Origin of the sequence: Phyllobacterium sp. CCNWLW183 (genome assembly GCF_037203775.1) — a bacterium.
Lineage (GTDB): Bacteria > Pseudomonadota > Alphaproteobacteria > Rhizobiales > Rhizobiaceae > Phyllobacterium > Phyllobacterium ifriqiyense.
Genome location: NZ_JBBCBN010000001.1, coordinates 118,964 through 137,069, shown reverse-complemented (window position 1 = coordinate 137,069; position 18,106 = coordinate 118,964). Strand labels below are relative to the sequence as shown.

The window sequence follows — 18,106 nt, the reverse complement described above, 5'->3', positions numbered from 1 at the left end:
ATGGAGAAAACCATGACCGATATCAGAACCGATCCGATTATTGTCGCCGGCGCAGGTCATGTTGGATTGATTGCTGCGCTTTCCTTGGCGCGCTCTGGCCATAACGTTGTCAATCTTGGCGAAATACCCGGTCAAAGCGATAAGCGGACCACCGCTTTGATGATGCCGGCCATCCGTTTTCTTCAAAGCGTTGATCTTTGGCAGGATATTGAGCCGCATGCTGCGCCCATGACGACCATGCGAATCCTCGACGGTACGAGGCGGCTTGTCAGAAGCCCTTCGGTCACGTTTGAGGCCAGCGAAATAGGTGAGACTGCTTTCGGCTACAACGTACCGAACAGCACACTTACCGCAGTGCTTAGTGATGCGTTGAAGAGATCGACGGTAGACCATAAGCCAGTGTCGGTCGTGAAATATAGCCATGTTGGCGATACAATTCGCGTGGAAACCCGCGATGGTTCAACATTAACGGCGAATATTGTCATTGCTGCTGATGGGCGCTCTTCGCTGGCCCGGGATGCCGCCGGGATCGATGCGCGTACATGGAGCTACAATCAGACCGCTGTCGTGCTGAGTTTCGCCCATACCCGCGATCACCATGATATTTCAACCGAATTTCATACCGAATATGGCCCCTTTACCATTGTTCCGTTGCAAGGGCAGCGCTCCAGCCTTGTCTGGGTTACAACGCCGGAAATGGCAGCGGAACTGCTTGCCATCAGCCATGACGAGCTTGCAAGACGCGTAGAGGATCGGATGCAATCCATGCTCGGGGCCGTGACCATTGAAGTTGCGCCGCAGAGTTGGCCGCTATCGGGTCTCGTACCAACTTCGTTTGCGCGTAACCGGATATTTCTGGCTGGAGAAGCAGCCCATGTATTTCCGCCCATCGGCGCACAAGGTCTCAATCTCGGCATTCGTGATGTCGAAGCGCTGACCGAAATATTGCCGGAAGACGGTAGCGACCTCGGCAGTGTAAACGTTATTTCGGCCTATAACCGCAAGCGTAGTCCGGACATTCTTGCGCGAACAGGGGCAGTCGATGCCTTGAACCGTTCCCTGCTCTCAGATTTTTTACCCGTTCAGATGGTTCGCAGCGGAGGCTTGGAACTCTTGCGGGCTTTTTCGCCATTGCGCAGCTTTGTCATGCGCGAGGGTTTGCGGCCCGGAAGTGGCTTTCGCCTTTCCGGCCGCGGCGCGGACCAGCAGTGATCAGCCGATAACAAAATCGCTTAGCAGCTTCACATTCAGCAAAGCGATAACGATCGCGATAAACATGGCAAAGGTCGAAAGCCAGCGCGGCGAAACCAATTCGCCCATCTTTGACTTGCTTGCCGTGAATATCACCAATGGAAACACGGCAAATGATAGCTGAAGACTAAGCACCACCTGCGTCAGGATCAATAGTCTGGCCGTCCCCTCATCGCCAAACCAAATGGTAACGATAGCTGCGGGAACGATGGCAATGCCACGGGTGATCAATCGGCGTAGCCAGGGTGATAATTTGATGTGAAGAAAGCCTTCCATCACAATCTGGCCAGCCAATGTCGCTGTCACGGTCGAATTGATACCGCAGCAGAGCAATGCAATGCCAAACAGCGTTGGCGCGAGCGACCAACCCAGCAAGGGCGCAAGTAGCGAATGAGCATCGCCAAGTTCGGCAACCTCGGTTTGACCGGTTTTATGAAAGGTAGCTGCCGCGAGAATAAGGATCGATGCGTTGATCAGCAGAGCAAACATCAGGGCGACGGTCGAATCTATCGTGGCATATTTCAATGCCTGCCGCTTTTCAGGAATCGAGTGCCCATAGTCGCGTGTTTGTACGATACCTGAATGCAGATAGAGATTATGCGGCATGACGGTCGCGCCGAGAATGCCTAAGGCCAGATAGAGCATTTCCGGGTTGCGGACAATTTCAGTTGTCGGCGCGAAGCCTTTGATAACTTCGCCCCATACGGGATCGGCAAGGAAAATCTGTATACCGAAGCAGACGGCGATGACGCCGAGTAAAGTGATAACCAGCGCTTCAACCCAACGAAATCCGAGTTTTTGCAGATAAAGAATGAGAAAAACATCAAGCGCAGTGATCAGAACGCCAATTTCCAGCGGTATTCCGAATATCAGATTGAGGCCAATTGCTGTCCCGATTACTTCAGCAATATCCGTCGCGATAATGGCTATTTCCGCCAGAAACCAAAGGATATAGGCGACCGGCCGGGGAAACGCATCACGGCAAGCCTGGGCGAGATCCCTTCCAGAGCCTATAGCCAGTCGGGCGCATAGCGCTTGCAGAACAATAGCCATGATATTCGAAACAAGCGCGACGACCAGCAGCGTGTAGCCGAATTTTGAACCGCCAGCGAGCGAAGTCGCCCAATTACCGGGGTCCATATATCCAACCGCGACGAGATATCCCGGCCCTACAAAGGCAGCCACCCTACGCCAACCGGGGCCGCGGGTCTGGACAGCGATGGAGCGGTGGACATCCGACAACGAGGCCTCACCTCTCTTGCGCAGCCAACCTTCCGGCTGGACGTCCAACTCTTTCTGCTGATCCATGATATTTATCCGCAACTGCAAATCATTTGCAATTATAAGCATTCCAAACTGCCGACTGCAAGTTATCGCCGGAAGAATCTGAATATTTTATGGGATAAGTCCGTTCGTCATGGCATAGAGCCAAAGCGTCAAAGTCAGGATCGAAAAAAGCGTGGTGGCAAGAATGCTGCTTGATGCGCGCTCGACCCAAACTCCATATTGTTGCGCTATGACAAATACATTCGTGGCTGTAGGTAGTGCAGCCATGAGCATTGCCGTATGAATCCAGACTGGTGGAAAATCTCCGGTCAGATTCAGCATGGCGTAAATCATGAGCGGTTGGACCAGGAGCTTTAGCGGTACAATAAGATATAGCTCCTTTGGTACTCTTTTGAGCGGCCGCAATGCGAGAGTGGCACCCATTGCAAATAAGGCGCATGGCGCGGCGGCTGCTGCCAGCAAGTCGATCATTCTGGTCATTGCCAATGGAGGCGTTAGCCCGGCAACGGCAGCTCCAATGCCCAAAATTGTAGCAATAATAAAGGGATGGAAGAAAATCTTCTTCAAGACACCGACCATCAACTCAGATTTTGAACGCTTGTCATTTCCGGAGATAGCCATCATCAGAGGTGACATGACAAAGTGAAATATATTGTCGAAGCAAAAGATTAGCGCTACCGGCACAGCGGCGGGAGCGCCAAACGCCAATATCGCCAGTGGCGGCCCCATATATCCGATATTGCCATATGCGGCGGCCAGCCCCTGAATTGTGCTTTCATCAATCCTGCGGGTTCGTACCATTCCGATTATGAACATGATCGAGAAAATGCAGAAAGTGGATGCAGTGCAACCAATAATGAAACCCCATTGCGTCAATTCAGATACTGGCGTGCGCGACAATATCTGGAAAAACATGGCAGGAAGCGCCACATATACGATGAAGGTGTTCATCCATCCCAGCGCTTCAAGCGGCTGGCGATTGATTCGCGCCACGAAAAAGCCGAGAAAAATCAGTCCAAAGAACGGCAGTACAAGATTGAAGACGCTGAGCATGATGGGCTTTTATCGTTGTGGCGGGCAAGAACCCATGATTTATGCTCGCGTGTTTTAACAGAAACCGATAGTTATAACGAATGAACACAATGACACAGATACGACATGCAAAATTTCAGATCGGCCAGGTGGTCAGCCATCGAATCTTTGCGTTTCGCGGCCTGATTTTCGATGTTGATCCGGAATTCAACAATACGGAAGAGTGGTATCGCTCAATTCCTGAGGATATCCGTCCTCGGCGCGATCAGCCCTTCTATCATCTTTTTGCTGAAAATGCAGAGAGCGAATACGTGGCGTATGTTTCAGAACAAAATCTGGTGGCTGATACGACAGGAATACCGCTCAGGCATGCCCAAATAGCGGCAATGTTCGATAAATCCGAAGACGGCTCCTACCGCGTAAAGAGGCCGCATATCAACTGAAAACCCTTTTAGGCCAATAAAAAAGGGGATGCAGATGCATCCCCTTTTTTATTGCAAGACTAAATTATTGCGGTGCTTTTGCTTTTTCCTGCTCCGCCTTCATTTTTTCTTCAAACTCTTTTTGACGCTTCTGCACTTCATCCTGAAGTGTCTTTTGGCGTTGTTCGAGTTCATTTTGCTGAAGGCCGGGGCCATCATAAGCCTGTGTGAACCCCGTCAGCGCAACATTGATCGGATTTGGCTTGTTCTGGAAATTGACCGAAGTCAGCGTAAGCTGGCTGCCCTTCTTGAAGGAAGCAAGCAATTCGTCGGACAGGGCAACTTCGGAAATGCAGCGATCCGGGAAGCAGATGGCGTAATCAACCTTGACCGCCTTGGCACCATTAACCTGAAGTCCGACGCCAGGACCGATCAAGCGCCCGGTTGGAACTGAGATCTGGAAGATTTTGCGGTTAACTTTGCCCTTGATCTCAATGAGATTGACGGCTGTCAAAAGCTGGCCGCTGTCGGCAGTTACGATATTCTGCGTATTGCAGATGTCATTGTCTTCCTGCTTGGAGCAAACCTTGAACCAGCCCTGCGGCGCTCTCTGCTGCTGGGCTGATGCTGGTACTGCAGCTGCGGCGAGCAATGCAATAGCACCCGCGATAGATGTGGTTGCAGCGAAAATCTTAGGGCTGGACATGGTCAACTGGTTCCTTTCAGCGCACTTATCCGAAGTGTGACTTGGTCACGTAAAGTTGCTCGTCTGGCTTTTGGGTGCCAAATAAGGCAACAGAGTGACCCCTTGTTATCGAACGCCGTGTTACACTGCAAGACAACGCAAATCCAGCCACCTTTTGCTGTACTTATCGATTCAATCCCGGGTTAAGCGGCGTGACGCCCTATAATTGTCGTCAAATGATAGTCTTTGACACGAATCATAATAAACCGATCGAAAGAGCGCAGACTGAACGGGCACAGGGTCCAAAGAATGATCAGGCAGAGTTTCAAGGTTTTGGCGTTGGCTTTCGCCTTTTTGGCGACAATAGCCACAGCAATGGCCGAGCCGAGTTATGGCCTTGCAATGCGGGGCGAACCCGCCCTGCCCGCTGACTATACGCATTTTCCTTACGCCAATCCTGACGCTCCCAAGGGAGGATCTATAACCTATGGCGTGGTTGGTACATTCGACAGCCTGAATTCCTTTCTGGTCAAAAGCTTGCGAACGACGGCACGCGGTGTCTTCAACGATCCGCAGTTTGGAAACCTGGTTTACGAAACGCTGATGCAGCGGAGTGCCGATGAGCCTTTTACGCTTTACGGTTTGCTGGCGGAAAAAGTTGAAACCAATGACGAGCGGACATGGGTTGAGTTTACGCTCAATCCAAAAGCCAGATGGTCCGATGAACAACCTGTCACCACAGATGACGTGATTTTCACGTTCGAGCTTCTCGCCGCAAAAGGCCTGCCGCAATATAAACAGCGCATGGATCGCATCGACAAGATCGAGAAGATCGGGGAGCGTGGCATCAGGTTCACGTTCAACGATCAGGCTGACCGGGAATTTCCGCTGGTGCTTGGTTTAATGCCGGTTTTACCGAAACACGCCATAGATCCAGAGAAATTCGACCAGTCTCCTTTGCGTATTCCGGTAGGCAGTGGCCCCTATATCATTTCCAAGGTTCAGCCAGGCCAGCGAATTATTTACAAGCGCAATACCGACTATTGGGCCGCCGATATACCCAGCAGACGTGGATTTAATAATTTCGATACAATTACTGTTGAGTATTTTCGAAACGAGCAATCGCAATTCGAAGCCTTCAAGAAAGGTGTCTTCGACATTTTCATGGAGGGTGATCCCAATAAATGGGCCTCTTCGTATAATTTCCCTGCGTTTAAAGAAGGCCGTGTCGTCCAGGAGACGTTCGAAACTAAAGCACCGTCCAATATGTTCGGTTTTGTTTTCAATACGAGACGGGCCAAATTTGCTGATCGTGATGTGCGCGCTGCCTTGGGATTGATGTTTGATTTTGAATGGACCAACCGAAATCTCTATGCGGATCGTTACAAGCGTCTTGCCAGCTTCTGGCAAGGATCGGATTTGTCGGCGTTGGGTGTCCCCGCCAATGAAGCAGAGCGGCAACTGCTAGCGCCTTATCCTGATGCCGTGGCACCTGACGTAATGGACGGCACCTATGTGCCCGCCAAGACAGATGGATCCGGACGCGACCGCAAGGAGATGAAGCGTGCTTTTGATATCCTGACGGATAAAGGCTTTTCCATCAAAGATGAGAAGATGCAGGATGCCAAAGGTAACGTTCTTAGCTTCGAGATATTAACCAGGTCCGTGGCGGAAGAGCGTCTTGGACTTGCCTATAAGCGCACGCTCGAACGGCTGGGCATTGGAGTCACCATTCGCACTGTTGACGATGCGCAATACCAAAAGCGGCTCGAAACATTCGATTATGACATGATATTGGGCGCTTATTCCGGTTCATTATCGCCTGGCTTTGAGCAATTCCGACGTTGGAGCAGCCAGTTCCGCGATATTAATGGCAGTTTCAATTATGCTGGCGTAGCCGATGCTGCAGTTGATGCTTTGATCGGCAAAATGCTTTCGGCGCGTAAGCAGAATGAGTTTGTCGATACAGTACGCGCGCTGGATCGAGTGCTCATGTCCGGAAATTATTTTGTACCGATCTATTTTCAGCCATCACAGTGGGTGGCAAGATGGACTCATATCAAACATCCAGACAAGACATCGCTTAATGGCTACCAATTCACCACCTGGTGGTCAGACAAAAAATAGGCCCCTATAATGACCGAAAAGAAATTCATAATAGATGTTGTGTCCGACGTTGTTTGCCCATGGTGCTTTCTAGGTAGAAAGCGTCTGGAAAACGCCTTAGCAATGAACCCTGATATCGAGGCCACCGTGAATTGGCGGCCGTTTCAGCTTGATCCGACCATTCCGCGCCAAGGTAAGGATCGCAATCGATATATGCAGGAGAAATTCGGCAGCTCCGACAAGATATTCGAAATCCATCAGCAACTGATTGAGCTTGGCAAGGAAGAAGGCATTGAGTTTGATTTTGAAGCGATCAAAATCAGCCCGAATACACTTGATGCGCATCGGCTGATCCGATGGGCATCGCAAGCCAAGCCCAATGTTCAGGATGCAGTGGTTGGAATTCTCTTTTCGTATTATTTCGAACAGGGAAAGGACATTGGTGATCGTCAGGTTCTGCTTGAAGCTGCTGAAGAAGCAGGCATGGATGTCGCCATTGTCGATAGCCTGCTTGCTACGGATGCTGACACTGTCGGTGTCCAACAGGAAATTGATACCGCCAATCAGGTGGGCGTGCGCGGCGTTCCCTGTTTTATTCTCGATCAGAAATATGCGGTTATGGGCGCGCAGTCAGCAGATGCGCTTGCCGATGCCATTCGCCAGACTGCCGATGGTTATGAGCCGCGTCCTGTTTGATCAGGACGCCTCGGCCAATTTGGCAAGCTGGGTCATTACGACTGCCGCTCCGTTAAGCCGCTTCTCCGCCGTCGGCCAATCGCGAACAAAAACAACGCTCTGGTCGGGGCGAATCTTCGCCATAGACCCCTGTTCGCCAATCATCTTCACCAAGGCAGCAGGGTTGTTGAACGTCTTGTTGCGGAACTGAATGACGACGCCCTTTGGTCCAGCATCGACCTTTTCCACATTCGCCCGGCGGCAAAGTGCTTTGATGTAGACGATTTTAAGCAGATGCTGGACCTCTTCCGGCAAGGGACCAAATCTGTCGATCATCTCCGCACCGAAGCCGTCAATGTCCTGAAGTTCTTCGAGGTCTGCCAAACGGCGATAAAGACCGAGGCGCAATTGCAGATCAGGAACATAGGTTTCCGGTATCATCACAGCAGTGCCTACAGCAATTTGCGGTGACCAATGTCCGTCTTCAACCTCACCTGTTCCCTTGATTTCGGCGACTGCCTCCTCAAGCATCTGCTGGTAAAGTTCGAAACCGACCTCACGAATATGGCCCGATTGTTCTTCGCCGAGCAGATTACCGGCTCCGCGGATGTCCATATCGTGGCTCGCAAGTTGAAAACCTGCGCCAAGCGTATCAAGAGATTGCAGAACTTTCAGTCTGCGATCCGCCATCTGGGTGAGAACCTTGTTTGCAGGTAGTGTGAACAAAGCATAGGCGCGCTGTTTCGATCGCCCCACACGCCCACGCAATTGGTAAAGCTGAGATAGGCCGAACATGTCGGCGCGATGAATAATCAACGTGTTGGCAGTGGGAATATCAAGCCCTGACTCAACGATCGTGGTCGATAGAAGCACATCATATTGGCCATCGTAGAATGCATTCATAATGTCATCGAGCTCGCCCGGTGCCATTTGCCCATGAGCCACAGCCACTTTGAGCTCCGGCACCTGTGCATCAAGGAACTCCTTGATTTCATTGAGATCCGAAATGCGCGGGCAGACGTAGAAGCTTTGCCCGCCACGATAGCGTTCGCGCAACAATGTCTCGCGAATAACGAGCGGATCGAAAGGCGAAACAAAGGTACGTACAGCCATGCGATCCACTGGAGGTGTCGTGATAAGCGAAAGCTCGCGAACGCCGGTCAAAGCCAACTGTAAAGTCCGCGGAATTGGTGTCGCAGACAAAGTGAGCACATGAACATCCGATTTCAGTTCTTTAAGCCGTTCCTTGTGTTTGACGCCGAAATGCTGCTCTTCATCGATAATCAGAAGGCCCAGATTCTTGAACTTGATGCCTTGTCCGAGCAGCGCATGCGTACCAACCGCTATGTCGACCTGACCTTCGGCGATGCCTTTTTTGTTCTCGGCAAGCTCTTTCGAACCGACCAGTCGTGAGGCTTGCACAACATTGACTGGCAATCCCTGAAACCGGGACGTAAATGTCTTGAAATGCTGCCGGGACAGCAAGGTGGTAGGCACGACCACCGCGACCTGAACGCCGTTCAGCGCTGCTACAAAAGCTGCGCGCAGCGCCACTTCTGTTTTGCCGAATCCCACATCGCCGCAAATCAGGCGGTCCATCGGTTTTCCAAGCGATAGATCATCAATCACCGCATCGATCGCGCGGTCCTGGTCTTCGGTTTCGTCATAGGGAAAGCGAGCCGCGAACTCACCATAAAGACCCTCAGGTGGCAGTAATACCGGTGCGCCGCGCATTTGCCGTTCGGCAGCAATGCGTATCAGATGCCCCGCAATATCGAGGAGACGCTTCTTGAGCTTGGCTTTACGGGCTTGCCATGCGCCGCCGCCGAGCTTGTCCAGAATGGCAGTCGATGTCTCCGAGCCGAACCGCGATAGAAGCTCGATGTTTTCGACAGGGAGAAAAAGTCGGTCGTCACCAGCATAATGCAGTTCCAGACAGTCATGTGGCGCGCCCGCGGCCGTAATCGTACGCAAGCCGATGAAGCGGCCGATACCGTGGTCAACGTGAACGACAATGTCTCCGGCATTCAGTGCGGCAACCTCACTGATAAAGTCCCGGTCCCGCTTACGCCGCTTGGAATGGCGAATGAGACGATCACCAAGAATATCCTGTTCGGCGACGACAACGAGCTCGCCTGCATTGAATCCAGTCTCAAGCGACAAGACGCCTGCTGTAACTTTGTCGCGAGCAAGCGCTTTAACGGTGCGTAAATCTTCGACCAACTCGATCTTCTCAAGACCATGCTCGCTCAGAACTTGAACGAGCCTGTCCCGCGTTCCCTCGCTCCATGCAGCAACAAGAACTTTCTTACCGGCAGCACGTTCATCGGAAATGTGCTTGACCACACTGTCAAAGACGTTGGTATCCTTGGCGGTTCGTTCTTCGACAAAAGTACGTCCGCGATGCACACCCGCGTGAATCGTTGAGCGCCCCGTTACAAATGGCGCATCGAATGGAGTGAAGTCTATCTTTAGTCCTGAACTAAGTGCTGCTGCTTCAACCTGGTCCGGCGTTAGATAGAGCGTTTCCGGTTCAACGGGTTTGTATGGAATTGTATCGCCCGGTTCCTTGCCATCGGACTGCCGCTTGCGGGCTTCATAGTGATCGACCACCGTTTTGTGACGCTCAGCCATGGATTCGTGGGCAAGATGATCGAACACAACGGGCATATCGCCTGCATGGTCGAAAACGGTTTCGAGGTTGTCGTAAAATAACGGCAACCAATGCTCCATGCCCGCGAAACGGCGGCCCTCCGAAATCGACTGATAGAGCGCGTCATCACGTGACGGTGCGCCGAATTTTAGAACATACTGAGTGCGAAAGTGGCTGATGATCTCAGGCGACAGCGTAATTTCGCTCATCGGCTGCATCGAAAATTCAGTTTTCTGGCTGGATGTACGTTGCGACGCGGGATCGAATGTGCGGATCGTTTCGAGCATATCGCCGAAAAAATCCAGACGAAGCGGCTCTTCGGCGCCCGGTGCGAAGAGGTCCAATATGCCGCCGCGTACCGCATATTCACCAACATCACGAACTGTCGGAACACGCTCAAAACCATTGCTTTCAAGGCGTTGCACGAAAGAGTTCATATCGATTCTATTGCCTGGCTTTGCCAGAAATAGCTGTTTGCTGAGTATTTCTCGTGGCGGAAGTTTTTGCAGGACCGAATTGGCAGTCGCCAGAATTACGCCCGGATGCTTGCCCTGCCGCATGGCAGCAAGGCCAGCAAGTGCGCTCAGACGGCGAGCAGAGGTATCCGCCCCGGGGGAAACGCGATCATAGGGAAGGCAATCCCACGCAGGAAGTTGCAACACTGGCAATTCCGGCGAGACAAATCCCAATACCTGCTCAATATCCGCAATACGTTGTCCATCACGCGCGATGAAAAGCACGGGTCCACCGGCCCCCGCTTCCGCAACGACCTTTGCCAGAGCAAATGCCTCATAACCATCGACAACGCCGTCAACAACAATGTGTCCACGTGCATCCGGTTTCAGTCCGAGTTTGGTAAAAGCAGTCATTTCGATTTCAGGATTTCATTTCAGAGTCAGGCCTTGGCACGACCTCAATATTTCAGATTATGGCGAGAGGCGACAACCTTGTGAAAAATCGGCGTGTCGAATTCGGCGGGTACTTCTGCTTCGCCTGTCACCCATTTTAGCAGGTCACGGTCCAGCGCTTCCATGAGAGACTCATATTGGTCAAGTTCTTCTTCAGACAAGCTGTCAATGTTGGCGTCGGCAAATTGACCTAGAATCAGATCCATTTCACGCATACCGCGATGCCAGCAGCGAAAAAGTATCCGTCTTTGCCTTGGTGGCAAGTCAGCGGTTGTGCGACTGCTTCCAGTCATGAGCAAGCTCCGTTTGTAATATTCAAGGCACCGATCAACTGATGCGGCTGGGTATAGCCTGCCTTGTGGCATCTGTCAGCCTTGCAACGCAAATCGAACGCGTTAAACGTTACATATGCGTCCTTCCCTGCTTGATCCTTTATTCGCCTCTGTTCGTTCGCTTTCGGGTATTGGCCCGAAAGTATCCGTCCTTTTGGGGACATTGCTCGGAACACAGCCGCCGGGAGCCGAGCCGCGTGTCGGCAATCTTGTGTACTTGCCGCCCCATAGCGTCATAGATCGTCGTAATCGTCCCGGCATCGCCTATGCGCCCGAAGGTGCGATTGTGACCCTTGAAGTCCGCATCGACCGCCACCAGCCAGCGCCAGGCGGTCGCAGCAACGTCCCCCATCGCGTTTACGCCCATGATGATACAGGTGAAATCAGCCTGACATTTTTTCATGCAAAGCAAGCCTGGCTGGAAAAAGTCATGCCTGTTGGTGAAACAATTATCGTTTCCGGCACCATGGAATGGTTCAACGGACGACCGACGATGGTCCATCCGGATCATATTGCAAGTTTGGAGGATGCGGCTTCACTTCCATTGGTTGAGCCGATCTACCCACTGACAGCCGGATTGTCACCCAAAGTCCTGGCAAGAAGCGTTCAGGAGGCACTCGGCAAAACGCCAGACATGCCCGAATGGATTGATCCACCCATCATTGAAAAATACAATTTGCCCTCCCACCGCCAGGCTTTGCAAACGCTGCATAATCCGCAAGACCCAAGTGATATCGCGCTTGATCACCCCGCAAGGCAGCGGCTAGCCTATGATGAGTTTCTGGCCGGGCAATTGGCGCTTGCTCTGGTTCGTATGAAAACGCGCCGGCTTTCCGGTCGCAAGCTTGAGGGAGACGGTCATCTCAAGGCGAAGATCATCGCTGCACTTCCCTATAAGCTGACCAATAGTCAACAACAGGCAATCGAGGAAATCATAACCGATCTGCGTGCGCCGGACCGCATGCTGCGGCTGTTGCAAGGCGATGTTGGTTCCGGCAAAACTATTGTTGGTCTGCTGGCCATGGCTCATGCAGCAGAGGCTGGCGGCCAGTCAGCGCTCATGGTGCCAACGGAGGTTCTTGCCCGGCAGCACTTTGCAACAATTTCTCCCTTCGCGCAAAAGGCCGGGCTGCGGGTTGCATTGTTGACGGGGCGCGAAAAGGGCCGCGAACGGGAGGAGATTCTTGAGGGACTAAGAACCGGCGCGATCCATATTATCGTTGGAACGCACGCGCTCTTCCAGGAAAAGGTCAATTATCACGATCTGGTATTGGTGATTGTCGATGAACAGCATCGTTTTGGAGTGCACCAGCGCCTGCTTTTGACATCCAAAGGCACTGCCCCTGACATGTTGGTTATGACAGCAACTCCAATTCCACGTACCTTGGTACTCACCGCATTTGGCGATATGGATGTGTCAAAACTGACGGAAAAGCCTGCTGGACGCCGCCCGATTACCACAGCAATCCTGCCGATGGAGCGGTTGAGCGAACTTGTCGAACGCATGCGTACAGCCATCAACGAGGGGCAGAAGATTTATTGGATCTGTCCTTTGGTGGAAGAATCCGAATTGGTCGATCTTGTTTCTGCCGAGGAACGCTTTCAATCTTTGCAGCCACTGTTGGGCAGTCGCATCGGGCTGGTTCACGGCCGAATGAGCGGTGCCGAAAAAGATGCGGCAATGGCTGCTTTCAAGAGTGGTGAAACGCGGTTGCTTGTTGCCACTACCGTCATTGAAGTCGGGGTTGATGTTCCCGATGCAACCATTATCGTTATCGAGCATGCAGAACGCTTTGGCCTCGCGCAATTACATCAGCTACGGGGGCGTGTTGGTCGTGGAGACAAGCCTTCCACCTGTCTTTTGATCTACAAAGGCCCGCTTGGCGAGGTCGCGCAAGCACGCTTGAAGATCATGCGCGAGACTGAAGATGGCTTCCGTATTGCGGAAGAAGACCTGAAATTACGCGGTGAAGGTGAACTTCTAGGTACACGTCAATCCGGCGTACCCGGCTTCCGGCTTGCAAATATCGAAGTGCATGCGGAGTTTCTTGAAGTCGCCCGCAAGGATGCGCGCTATATTCTGACGCGAGACCCGGAACTGCAGAGCGCGCGCGGCGAGGCCCTACGCGTTCTGCTATATCTTTTTGAGCGAGACGAAGCAGTCAGGCTGCTTCGCGCTGGCTAATCATTCCACTGTGACCGATTTGGCTAGGTTGCGTGGCTGATCAACATCCGTTCCCATGAAAACGGCTGTGTAATAGGCCAGCATCTGGATCGGCAGCGTATAAATGATCGGCATGATAATCTCCGGCATGTCCGGCAGGACAATCGTATGCCAGGTTTTCAAACTATTGGCCGCAGCGCCTTTTTCGTCGGTAATGAGGATGATCTTGCCGCCACGCGCCGCTGCTTCCTGCATGTTGGATATGGTTTTTTCAAACCAGCGATCATGTGGAGCAATGACAATGACCGGCATCGATTCATCAATCAGCGCGATTGGTCCATGCTTTAATTCACCTGCGGCATAGCCTTCTGCGTGAATATAGGAAATTTCCTTGAGCTTCAGCGCTCCTTCAAGAGCCAATGGATAATTCGTGCCACGGCCTAGATAAAGCGCGTGCTTGACCTGGCTGAGTTCACGGCTGATCCCCTCGATCTGGCTCTCAAGTTTCAATGCCTGGGTGGCATAACGTGGGATCTCGGATAGCTCACGCACAAGCTGGCGTTCTTCCTGATCGGTGATGGTCCCACGCATTTTTCCGGCAGCTATCGCCAGGGAAGCCAAGACAGAAAGCTGGCATGTAAACGCCTTGGTGGATGCGACACCCACCTCTGGTCCGGCAAGAGTCGGGAAAATTGTGTTTGACTCACGCGCCATCGTCGATTCTTTGACATTGACGATGGTGCCGACTGTGAGGCCCTGCTCCTTGCAATAACGCAACGAGGCCAGCGTATCGGCTGTTTCTCCCGACTGCGAAACAAACAAAGCAAGACTGTCTTTCGACAGCGGCATTTCGCGGTAGCGGAATTCAGAGGCAACGTCGATATCTACTGGTAACCTTGCAATGCGTTCAAACCAGTATTTACCAACGAGACCGGCATAAAAAGCAGTGCCGCAAGCCGAAGCTGCAATCCGGTCAACTTTTGCAAAATCAATCGGCGCGGCATCGGCCCGAATGGTTCCGTTGGCAAAATCCAGATAGTTGGCAAGCGTGTGAGAAATAACTTCCGGCTGCTCATGGATTTCCTTTTCCATGAAATGTCTGTGATTGCCCTTGCTGACCAAAAATGCCGAGCCGGCGGATTTTTGCATGGCTCTATGCACTGTTGCGCCGGACTCATCGTAGATCGTCACGCCGTTACGGGTCAAAACTGCCCAATCACCATCTTCAAGATAGGATAGATTATCCGTGAAGGGCGCAAGCGCTATAGCATCGGAACCCAAGTACATTTCGCCTTGCCCGTACCCTACGGCAAGCGGCGGCCCGTTGCGGGCTGCAATCAGCAAATCTTCCTGTCCCTTGAACATGATGGCGATTGCAAAAGCGCCCCGCAACAAGGGCAGTGACTCACGAACAGCTTCGATCGGGGCAAGGCCACGATCTAAAGCACGCGTCACCAGATGGGCGACAGTTTCTGTGTCTGTTTCCGTTTCGAAAACATAGCCGTCAGCTTCCAGCATAGAGCGAAGCTCAGCAAAGTTTTCGATAATCCCATTGTGAATGACAGCAAGGCGCGGCGTTGTATGTGGATGAGCATTGCGGACGATCGGCGCGCCGTGCGTGGCCCAACGCGTATGGCCAATACCAATTGTTCCGCCAAGCGGGTTTTCTTTGAGCAGGTTGTCGAGGTTTATAAGCTTGCCTTCGGCCCGGCGACGGTCAAGCAGGCCATTTTCCAACGTTGCCACACCAGCAGAATCGTAACCACGATATTCGAGCCGCTTGAGCGCATCGACCAGAAGGGGGGCAACCTGTTCCCGTCCGATTATTCCTACAATTCCGCACATATAAAACTCCGATGCCTCAATTTACCATTTCTGCCTATGACGCGTCGCCATGGCAGAAAGCCTATTACCTAACCCTTGCATGATTTAAAGGGACTGCCCTACTCTGCCTTTTTCGACAGCTTCAAGGCAGCATATCGCGCCCGCAATTGGACGGCACGTCCTTCCTTAATTTCTTGACGCGCTCTACCAAAGGCCAGCGCATCTGCCGGCACGTTTTCTGTAATCACACTCCCGGAAGCAACATATGCATTATCACCTATCGATACCGGCGCAACGAGAGACGAGTTGGACCCTACAAATGTGTTGGTTCCAATTTCAGTATGGTATTTGTTGTAACCATCATAATTACACGTAATCGTGCCTGCGCCAATATTTGCGTCCGCACCAACGGTAGCATCTCCGATGTAGCTCAAATGATTTAGTTTGGCGCCCTGCCCAATCTTGGCGTTCTTCACTTCAACGAAATTGCCCACTTTTGCTTTTGCCGCGAGATTTGCACCCGGACGAAGACGGGCAAACGGGCCAATACTTGCGTTTGCTCCAATGCTTGCACCTTCAATATGCGAAAATGCGTGGATTACAGTACCGGACGCAATCGAAACACCCGGGCCAAAAACAATATTGGGCTCCAGCGTAACATCTGCCTCAATCACTGTATCATGAGAGAAAAATACTGTTTCCGGCGCTTGCATGGATACGCCTGCCAGCATCATTTCGCGGCGTTTGCGGTTCTGCCAAATCGCTTCCGCTTCCGCCAGTTCCAGGCGCGTATTAATGCCGATCACATTGTCCGGAGAAATCTCGATGGCAACAACAGACTTCCCTTGCGAATTGGCGATCTCCACCACATCGGTCAGATAATACTCACCTTTTGCATTCTCATTCTTAATCATGTGAAGCAATGCCAAGGCACTATTACCGCGCAGAGCCATTAGTCCGCCATTGCAAAACCCAATTTTCTTCTCGGCTTCGCTTGCGTCCTTTTCTTCACGAATCGCAATTAAGCGGCCATCCTGTTCAATAAGGCGGCCATATCCGTGCGGGTTATCAGGCCTGAATCCCATGACCACAATATCGGAGCCACCGGCCAGTTTCTCACGAGCCATTTCCAGCGCAGATGTTTCGATGAGCGGGGTATCACCAAAAACCACGATGATGTCGTCGTAACCTGCCTCTATGGCAGATTGTGCGGCAAGAACGGCATGTCCCGTGCCAAGGCGCTCCACCTGCTCGTGAACGGTGATATTGCTGACGAGCGCGCGCACGGAGGTTTCAACCTTGTCGGCGCCACGGCCCACCACCAAGGCTATATCGCTGCCTCCAGCACCTTGCACTGCCTTGGCGACGTGTCCCACAATTGGTAATCCGGCTATTTCATGCAGCACTTTCGGCAATGAGGACTTCATCCGCGTGCCCTCTCCGGCAGCGAGAATAACCGTAAGACAAGTGCGTGATGTCATGGTTCAGACTTTCAGTTTGGCCAAAGCGTTATCAGGCTGCAACATGGCACAATGCTGGTTGCAATTTGGTAACTTGCGCTTCTTTAGCCAAGTTGGCCGAGGATGGGAAATGTTTCAAGCAGCCAGAATGAAAATGTCTGCAGCCCTCCGGTCAGGAAAAGCACTCCTGTAACCACCAGCAGTCCTCCCATGATTTTTTCGACCTTTCCAAGATGCATGCGAAACCGGGAAAGGAATCGCATGAACACACCGGAAAATAGCGCGGCAATAATGAAGGGAATGCCGAGCCCAAGAGAATAGATCGCAAGCAGTAGCGCCCCGTCAGCGACAGTATCGCGTGCGCCAGCCAGAGCCAAAATTGGACCAAGCACCGGTCCTATGCATGGGGTCCAGCCAAATGCGAATGCCAATCCCATAATATAGGCTGCAAAGGGATTGGCCGGTGCTCCTTTGCTTTGAAAGCGTGCCTCGCGGGATAGAAAAGCTAATTTGAACACACCGAGGAAGTTCAATCCCATAATGATGATGATGATTCCGGCCAGGATGGCTATTTCCTGCTGCCACATGCGCAGGAATGCCCCAATTGTCGATGCGCCTGCACCCAGTAGAACAAAAACTGTGGTGAATCCCAAGACGAAGCAAAAGGAGGATAAAAGGAGCGCGCGCCTGACCGGTGAAATTTTGGCGGTGGAAGCATCAGCTCGGAAGTCTTCTACAGTCACCCCTGCCATGTAGCACAGGTACGGCGGCACGAGAGGCAGCACACAAGGTGAAAGAAATGAGAGCGCCCCGGCCCCGGCGGCAGTCAGATAGGAAACATCCAGCGCCATATGCGCTCCTTCATGGTCATTCAGGTTGCGCCGGATTAAGCCGAATCTGTTCGGATTTCCAATCACCTTTTCGCCATTCCTCTGATCAAATACCGCATTACGGGGTAGCTCTGCCGGGGAAATTTGAAGAAAGCTGTAAAAACAACGCTTTTTATCACAGAAACTATGCACAATAGCTGTTGACCGATTGCCATCTCGCACCTATGTTCCGCCGCACTTCCCGAGGCCAGTTTATGGCTTTCAAGGGAGCGCGTAGCTCAGCCGGTAGAGCAACTGACTTTTAATCAGTAGGTCCGGGGTTCGAACCCCCGCGCGCTCACCAAAATCCTCTCTAAAATCAATAGATTAGGACCCCTCCTACTTACTATTATGAGAAAGTAGAATTTGGGTTCTGTATGGGTTCCAATTGCGCAACGCGGTAGGGCTCGATCTTGTTCTATGCAATGGGGTTTTGTT

13 protein-coding genes and 1 tRNA gene are annotated in these 18,106 nt (G+C 52.1%); 6 read left to right on the top strand and 8 right to left on the bottom strand.

Annotated elements, in window-relative coordinates:
* Positions 1-12: 12 nt before the first annotated feature.
* Complete coding sequence (locus tag V9K95_RS00660) at positions 13-1,212, top strand: UbiH/UbiF family hydroxylase (protein WP_336440120.1); 1,200 nt, start codon at positions 13-15, stop codon at positions 1,210-1,212.
* Here the strand turns inward: V9K95_RS00660 and V9K95_RS00655 are convergent, their stop codons facing one another.
* Together V9K95_RS00655 and V9K95_RS00650 are read right to left on the bottom strand one after the other, a co-directional pair.
* Positions 1,213-2,559: an Nramp family divalent metal transporter gene (locus V9K95_RS00655; protein ID WP_115053310.1), complete on the bottom strand. Its 1,347-nt coding sequence runs from the start codon at positions 2,557-2,559 to the stop codon at positions 1,213-1,215.
* An 87-nt stretch (positions 2,560-2,646) separates the two neighbouring features.
* Positions 2,647-3,591, bottom strand: coding sequence for an AEC family transporter (locus tag V9K95_RS00650; RefSeq protein WP_336440121.1), 945 nt, complete (start codon positions 3,589-3,591; stop codon positions 2,647-2,649).
* A gap of 89 nt (positions 3,592-3,680) precedes the next feature.
* On the opposite strand from V9K95_RS00650, the gene hspQ reads away from it, so the two are divergent.
* Positions 3,681-4,013 (top strand): heat shock protein HspQ, encoded by a 333-nt coding sequence (gene hspQ / locus V9K95_RS00645; protein WP_162802495.1) that lies wholly within the window; start codon positions 3,681-3,683, stop codon positions 4,011-4,013.
* Between the two features lie 64 nt (positions 4,014-4,077).
* On the opposite strand, the gene V9K95_RS00640 is transcribed toward hspQ, so the two are convergent.
* Entirely contained in the window at positions 4,078-4,698 is a 621-nt protein-coding gene (locus tag V9K95_RS00640) for an invasion associated locus B family protein (protein ID WP_115053113.1), read from the bottom strand.
* Between the two features lie 288 nt (positions 4,699-4,986).
* Here V9K95_RS00640 and V9K95_RS00635 point away from each other — a divergent pair, with 288 nt between their 5' ends.
* Together V9K95_RS00635 and V9K95_RS00630 are read left to right on the top strand one after the other, a co-directional pair.
* Complete coding sequence (locus V9K95_RS00635; protein ID WP_442958529.1) at positions 4,987-6,804, top strand: extracellular solute-binding protein; 1,818 nt, start codon at positions 4,987-4,989, stop codon at positions 6,802-6,804.
* A gap of 9 nt (positions 6,805-6,813) precedes the next feature.
* A complete protein-coding gene (locus V9K95_RS00630; RefSeq protein WP_115053115.1) occupies positions 6,814-7,479 on the top strand; it encodes a DsbA family protein in 666 nt (221 codons plus the stop codon).
* On the opposite strand, the gene mfd is transcribed toward V9K95_RS00630, so the two are convergent.
* Complete coding sequence (gene mfd, locus V9K95_RS00625; protein WP_336440122.1) at positions 7,480-10,980, bottom strand: transcription-repair coupling factor; 3,501 nt, start codon at positions 10,978-10,980, stop codon at positions 7,480-7,482.
* Between the two features lie 44 nt (positions 10,981-11,024).
* On the bottom strand, positions 11,025-11,312 hold the full coding sequence (locus V9K95_RS00620; RefSeq protein ID WP_115053117.1) for an FAD assembly factor SdhE: 288 nt from the start codon (positions 11,310-11,312) through the stop codon (positions 11,025-11,027).
* Positions 11,313-11,427: 115 nt separating this feature from the next.
* Here V9K95_RS00620 and recG point away from each other — a divergent pair, with 115 nt between their 5' ends.
* Complete coding sequence (gene recG / locus V9K95_RS00615) at positions 11,428-13,536, top strand: ATP-dependent DNA helicase RecG (protein WP_336440123.1); 2,109 nt, start codon at positions 11,428-11,430, stop codon at positions 13,534-13,536.
* On the opposite strand, the gene glmS is transcribed toward recG, so the two are convergent.
* The 3 genes from glmS to V9K95_RS00600 form a co-directional block, all read right to left on the bottom strand.
* The gene (gene glmS, locus V9K95_RS00610; RefSeq protein ID WP_336440124.1) at positions 13,537-15,360 is read right to left on the bottom strand and encodes a glutamine--fructose-6-phosphate transaminase (isomerizing); all 1,824 of its coding nucleotides are present in this window, start codon (positions 15,358-15,360) and stop codon (positions 13,537-13,539) included.
* A gap of 98 nt (positions 15,361-15,458) precedes the next feature.
* Positions 15,459-16,820 carry a bifunctional UDP-N-acetylglucosamine diphosphorylase/glucosamine-1-phosphate N-acetyltransferase GlmU gene (glmU, locus tag V9K95_RS00605; RefSeq protein ID WP_336440125.1) on the bottom strand — a complete coding sequence of 454 codons (1,362 nt, stop codon included), beginning with the start codon at positions 16,818-16,820 and terminating at the stop codon, positions 15,459-15,461.
* A gap of 83 nt (positions 16,821-16,903) precedes the next feature.
* Positions 16,904-17,650, bottom strand: coding sequence for a cytochrome c biogenesis CcdA family protein (locus V9K95_RS00600; protein WP_336440126.1), 747 nt, complete (start codon positions 17,648-17,650; stop codon positions 16,904-16,906).
* A 246-nt stretch (positions 17,651-17,896) separates the two neighbouring features.
* Between V9K95_RS00600 and V9K95_RS00595 the strand changes: the two genes are divergently transcribed.
* Positions 17,897-17,972, top strand: a tRNA-Lys gene (locus V9K95_RS00595).
* Positions 17,973-18,106: the final 134 nt, after the last annotated feature.

Coding starts and splice junctions, on each gene's coding strand:
- V9K95_RS00620 (WP_115053117.1), bottom strand. CDS start 11,312: ATGACTGGAAGCAGTCGCACAACCGCTGACTTGCCACCAAGGCAAAGA.
- mfd (WP_336440122.1), bottom strand. CDS start 10,980: ATGACTGCTTTTACCAAACTCGGACTGAAACCGGATGCACGTGGACAC.
- recG (WP_336440123.1), top strand. CDS start 11,428: ATGCGTCCTTCCCTGCTTGATCCTTTATTCGCCTCTGTTCGTTCGCTT.
- V9K95_RS00650 (WP_336440121.1), bottom strand. CDS start 3,591: ATGCTCAGCGTCTTCAATCTTGTACTGCCGTTCTTTGGACTGATTTTT.
- V9K95_RS00630 (WP_115053115.1), top strand. CDS start 6,814: ATGACCGAAAAGAAATTCATAATAGATGTTGTGTCCGACGTTGTTTGC.
- V9K95_RS00655 (WP_115053310.1), bottom strand. CDS start 2,559: ATGGATCAGCAGAAAGAGTTGGACGTCCAGCCGGAAGGTTGGCTGCGC.
- hspQ (WP_162802495.1), top strand. CDS start 3,681: ATGACACAGATACGACATGCAAAATTTCAGATCGGCCAGGTGGTCAGC.
- V9K95_RS00635 (WP_442958529.1), top strand. CDS start 4,987: ATGATCAGGCAGAGTTTCAAGGTTTTGGCGTTGGCTTTCGCCTTTTTG.
- V9K95_RS00640 (WP_115053113.1), bottom strand. CDS start 4,698: ATGTCCAGCCCTAAGATTTTCGCTGCAACCACATCTATCGCGGGTGCT.
- glmU (WP_336440125.1), bottom strand. CDS start 16,820: ATGACATCACGCACTTGTCTTACGGTTATTCTCGCTGCCGGAGAGGGC.
- V9K95_RS00660 (WP_336440120.1), top strand. CDS start 13: ATGACCGATATCAGAACCGATCCGATTATTGTCGCCGGCGCAGGTCAT.
- glmS (WP_336440124.1), bottom strand. CDS start 15,360: ATGTGCGGAATTGTAGGAATAATCGGACGGGAACAGGTTGCCCCCCTT.
- V9K95_RS00600 (WP_336440126.1), bottom strand. CDS start 17,650: ATGGCGCTGGATGTTTCCTATCTGACTGCCGCCGGGGCCGGGGCGCTC.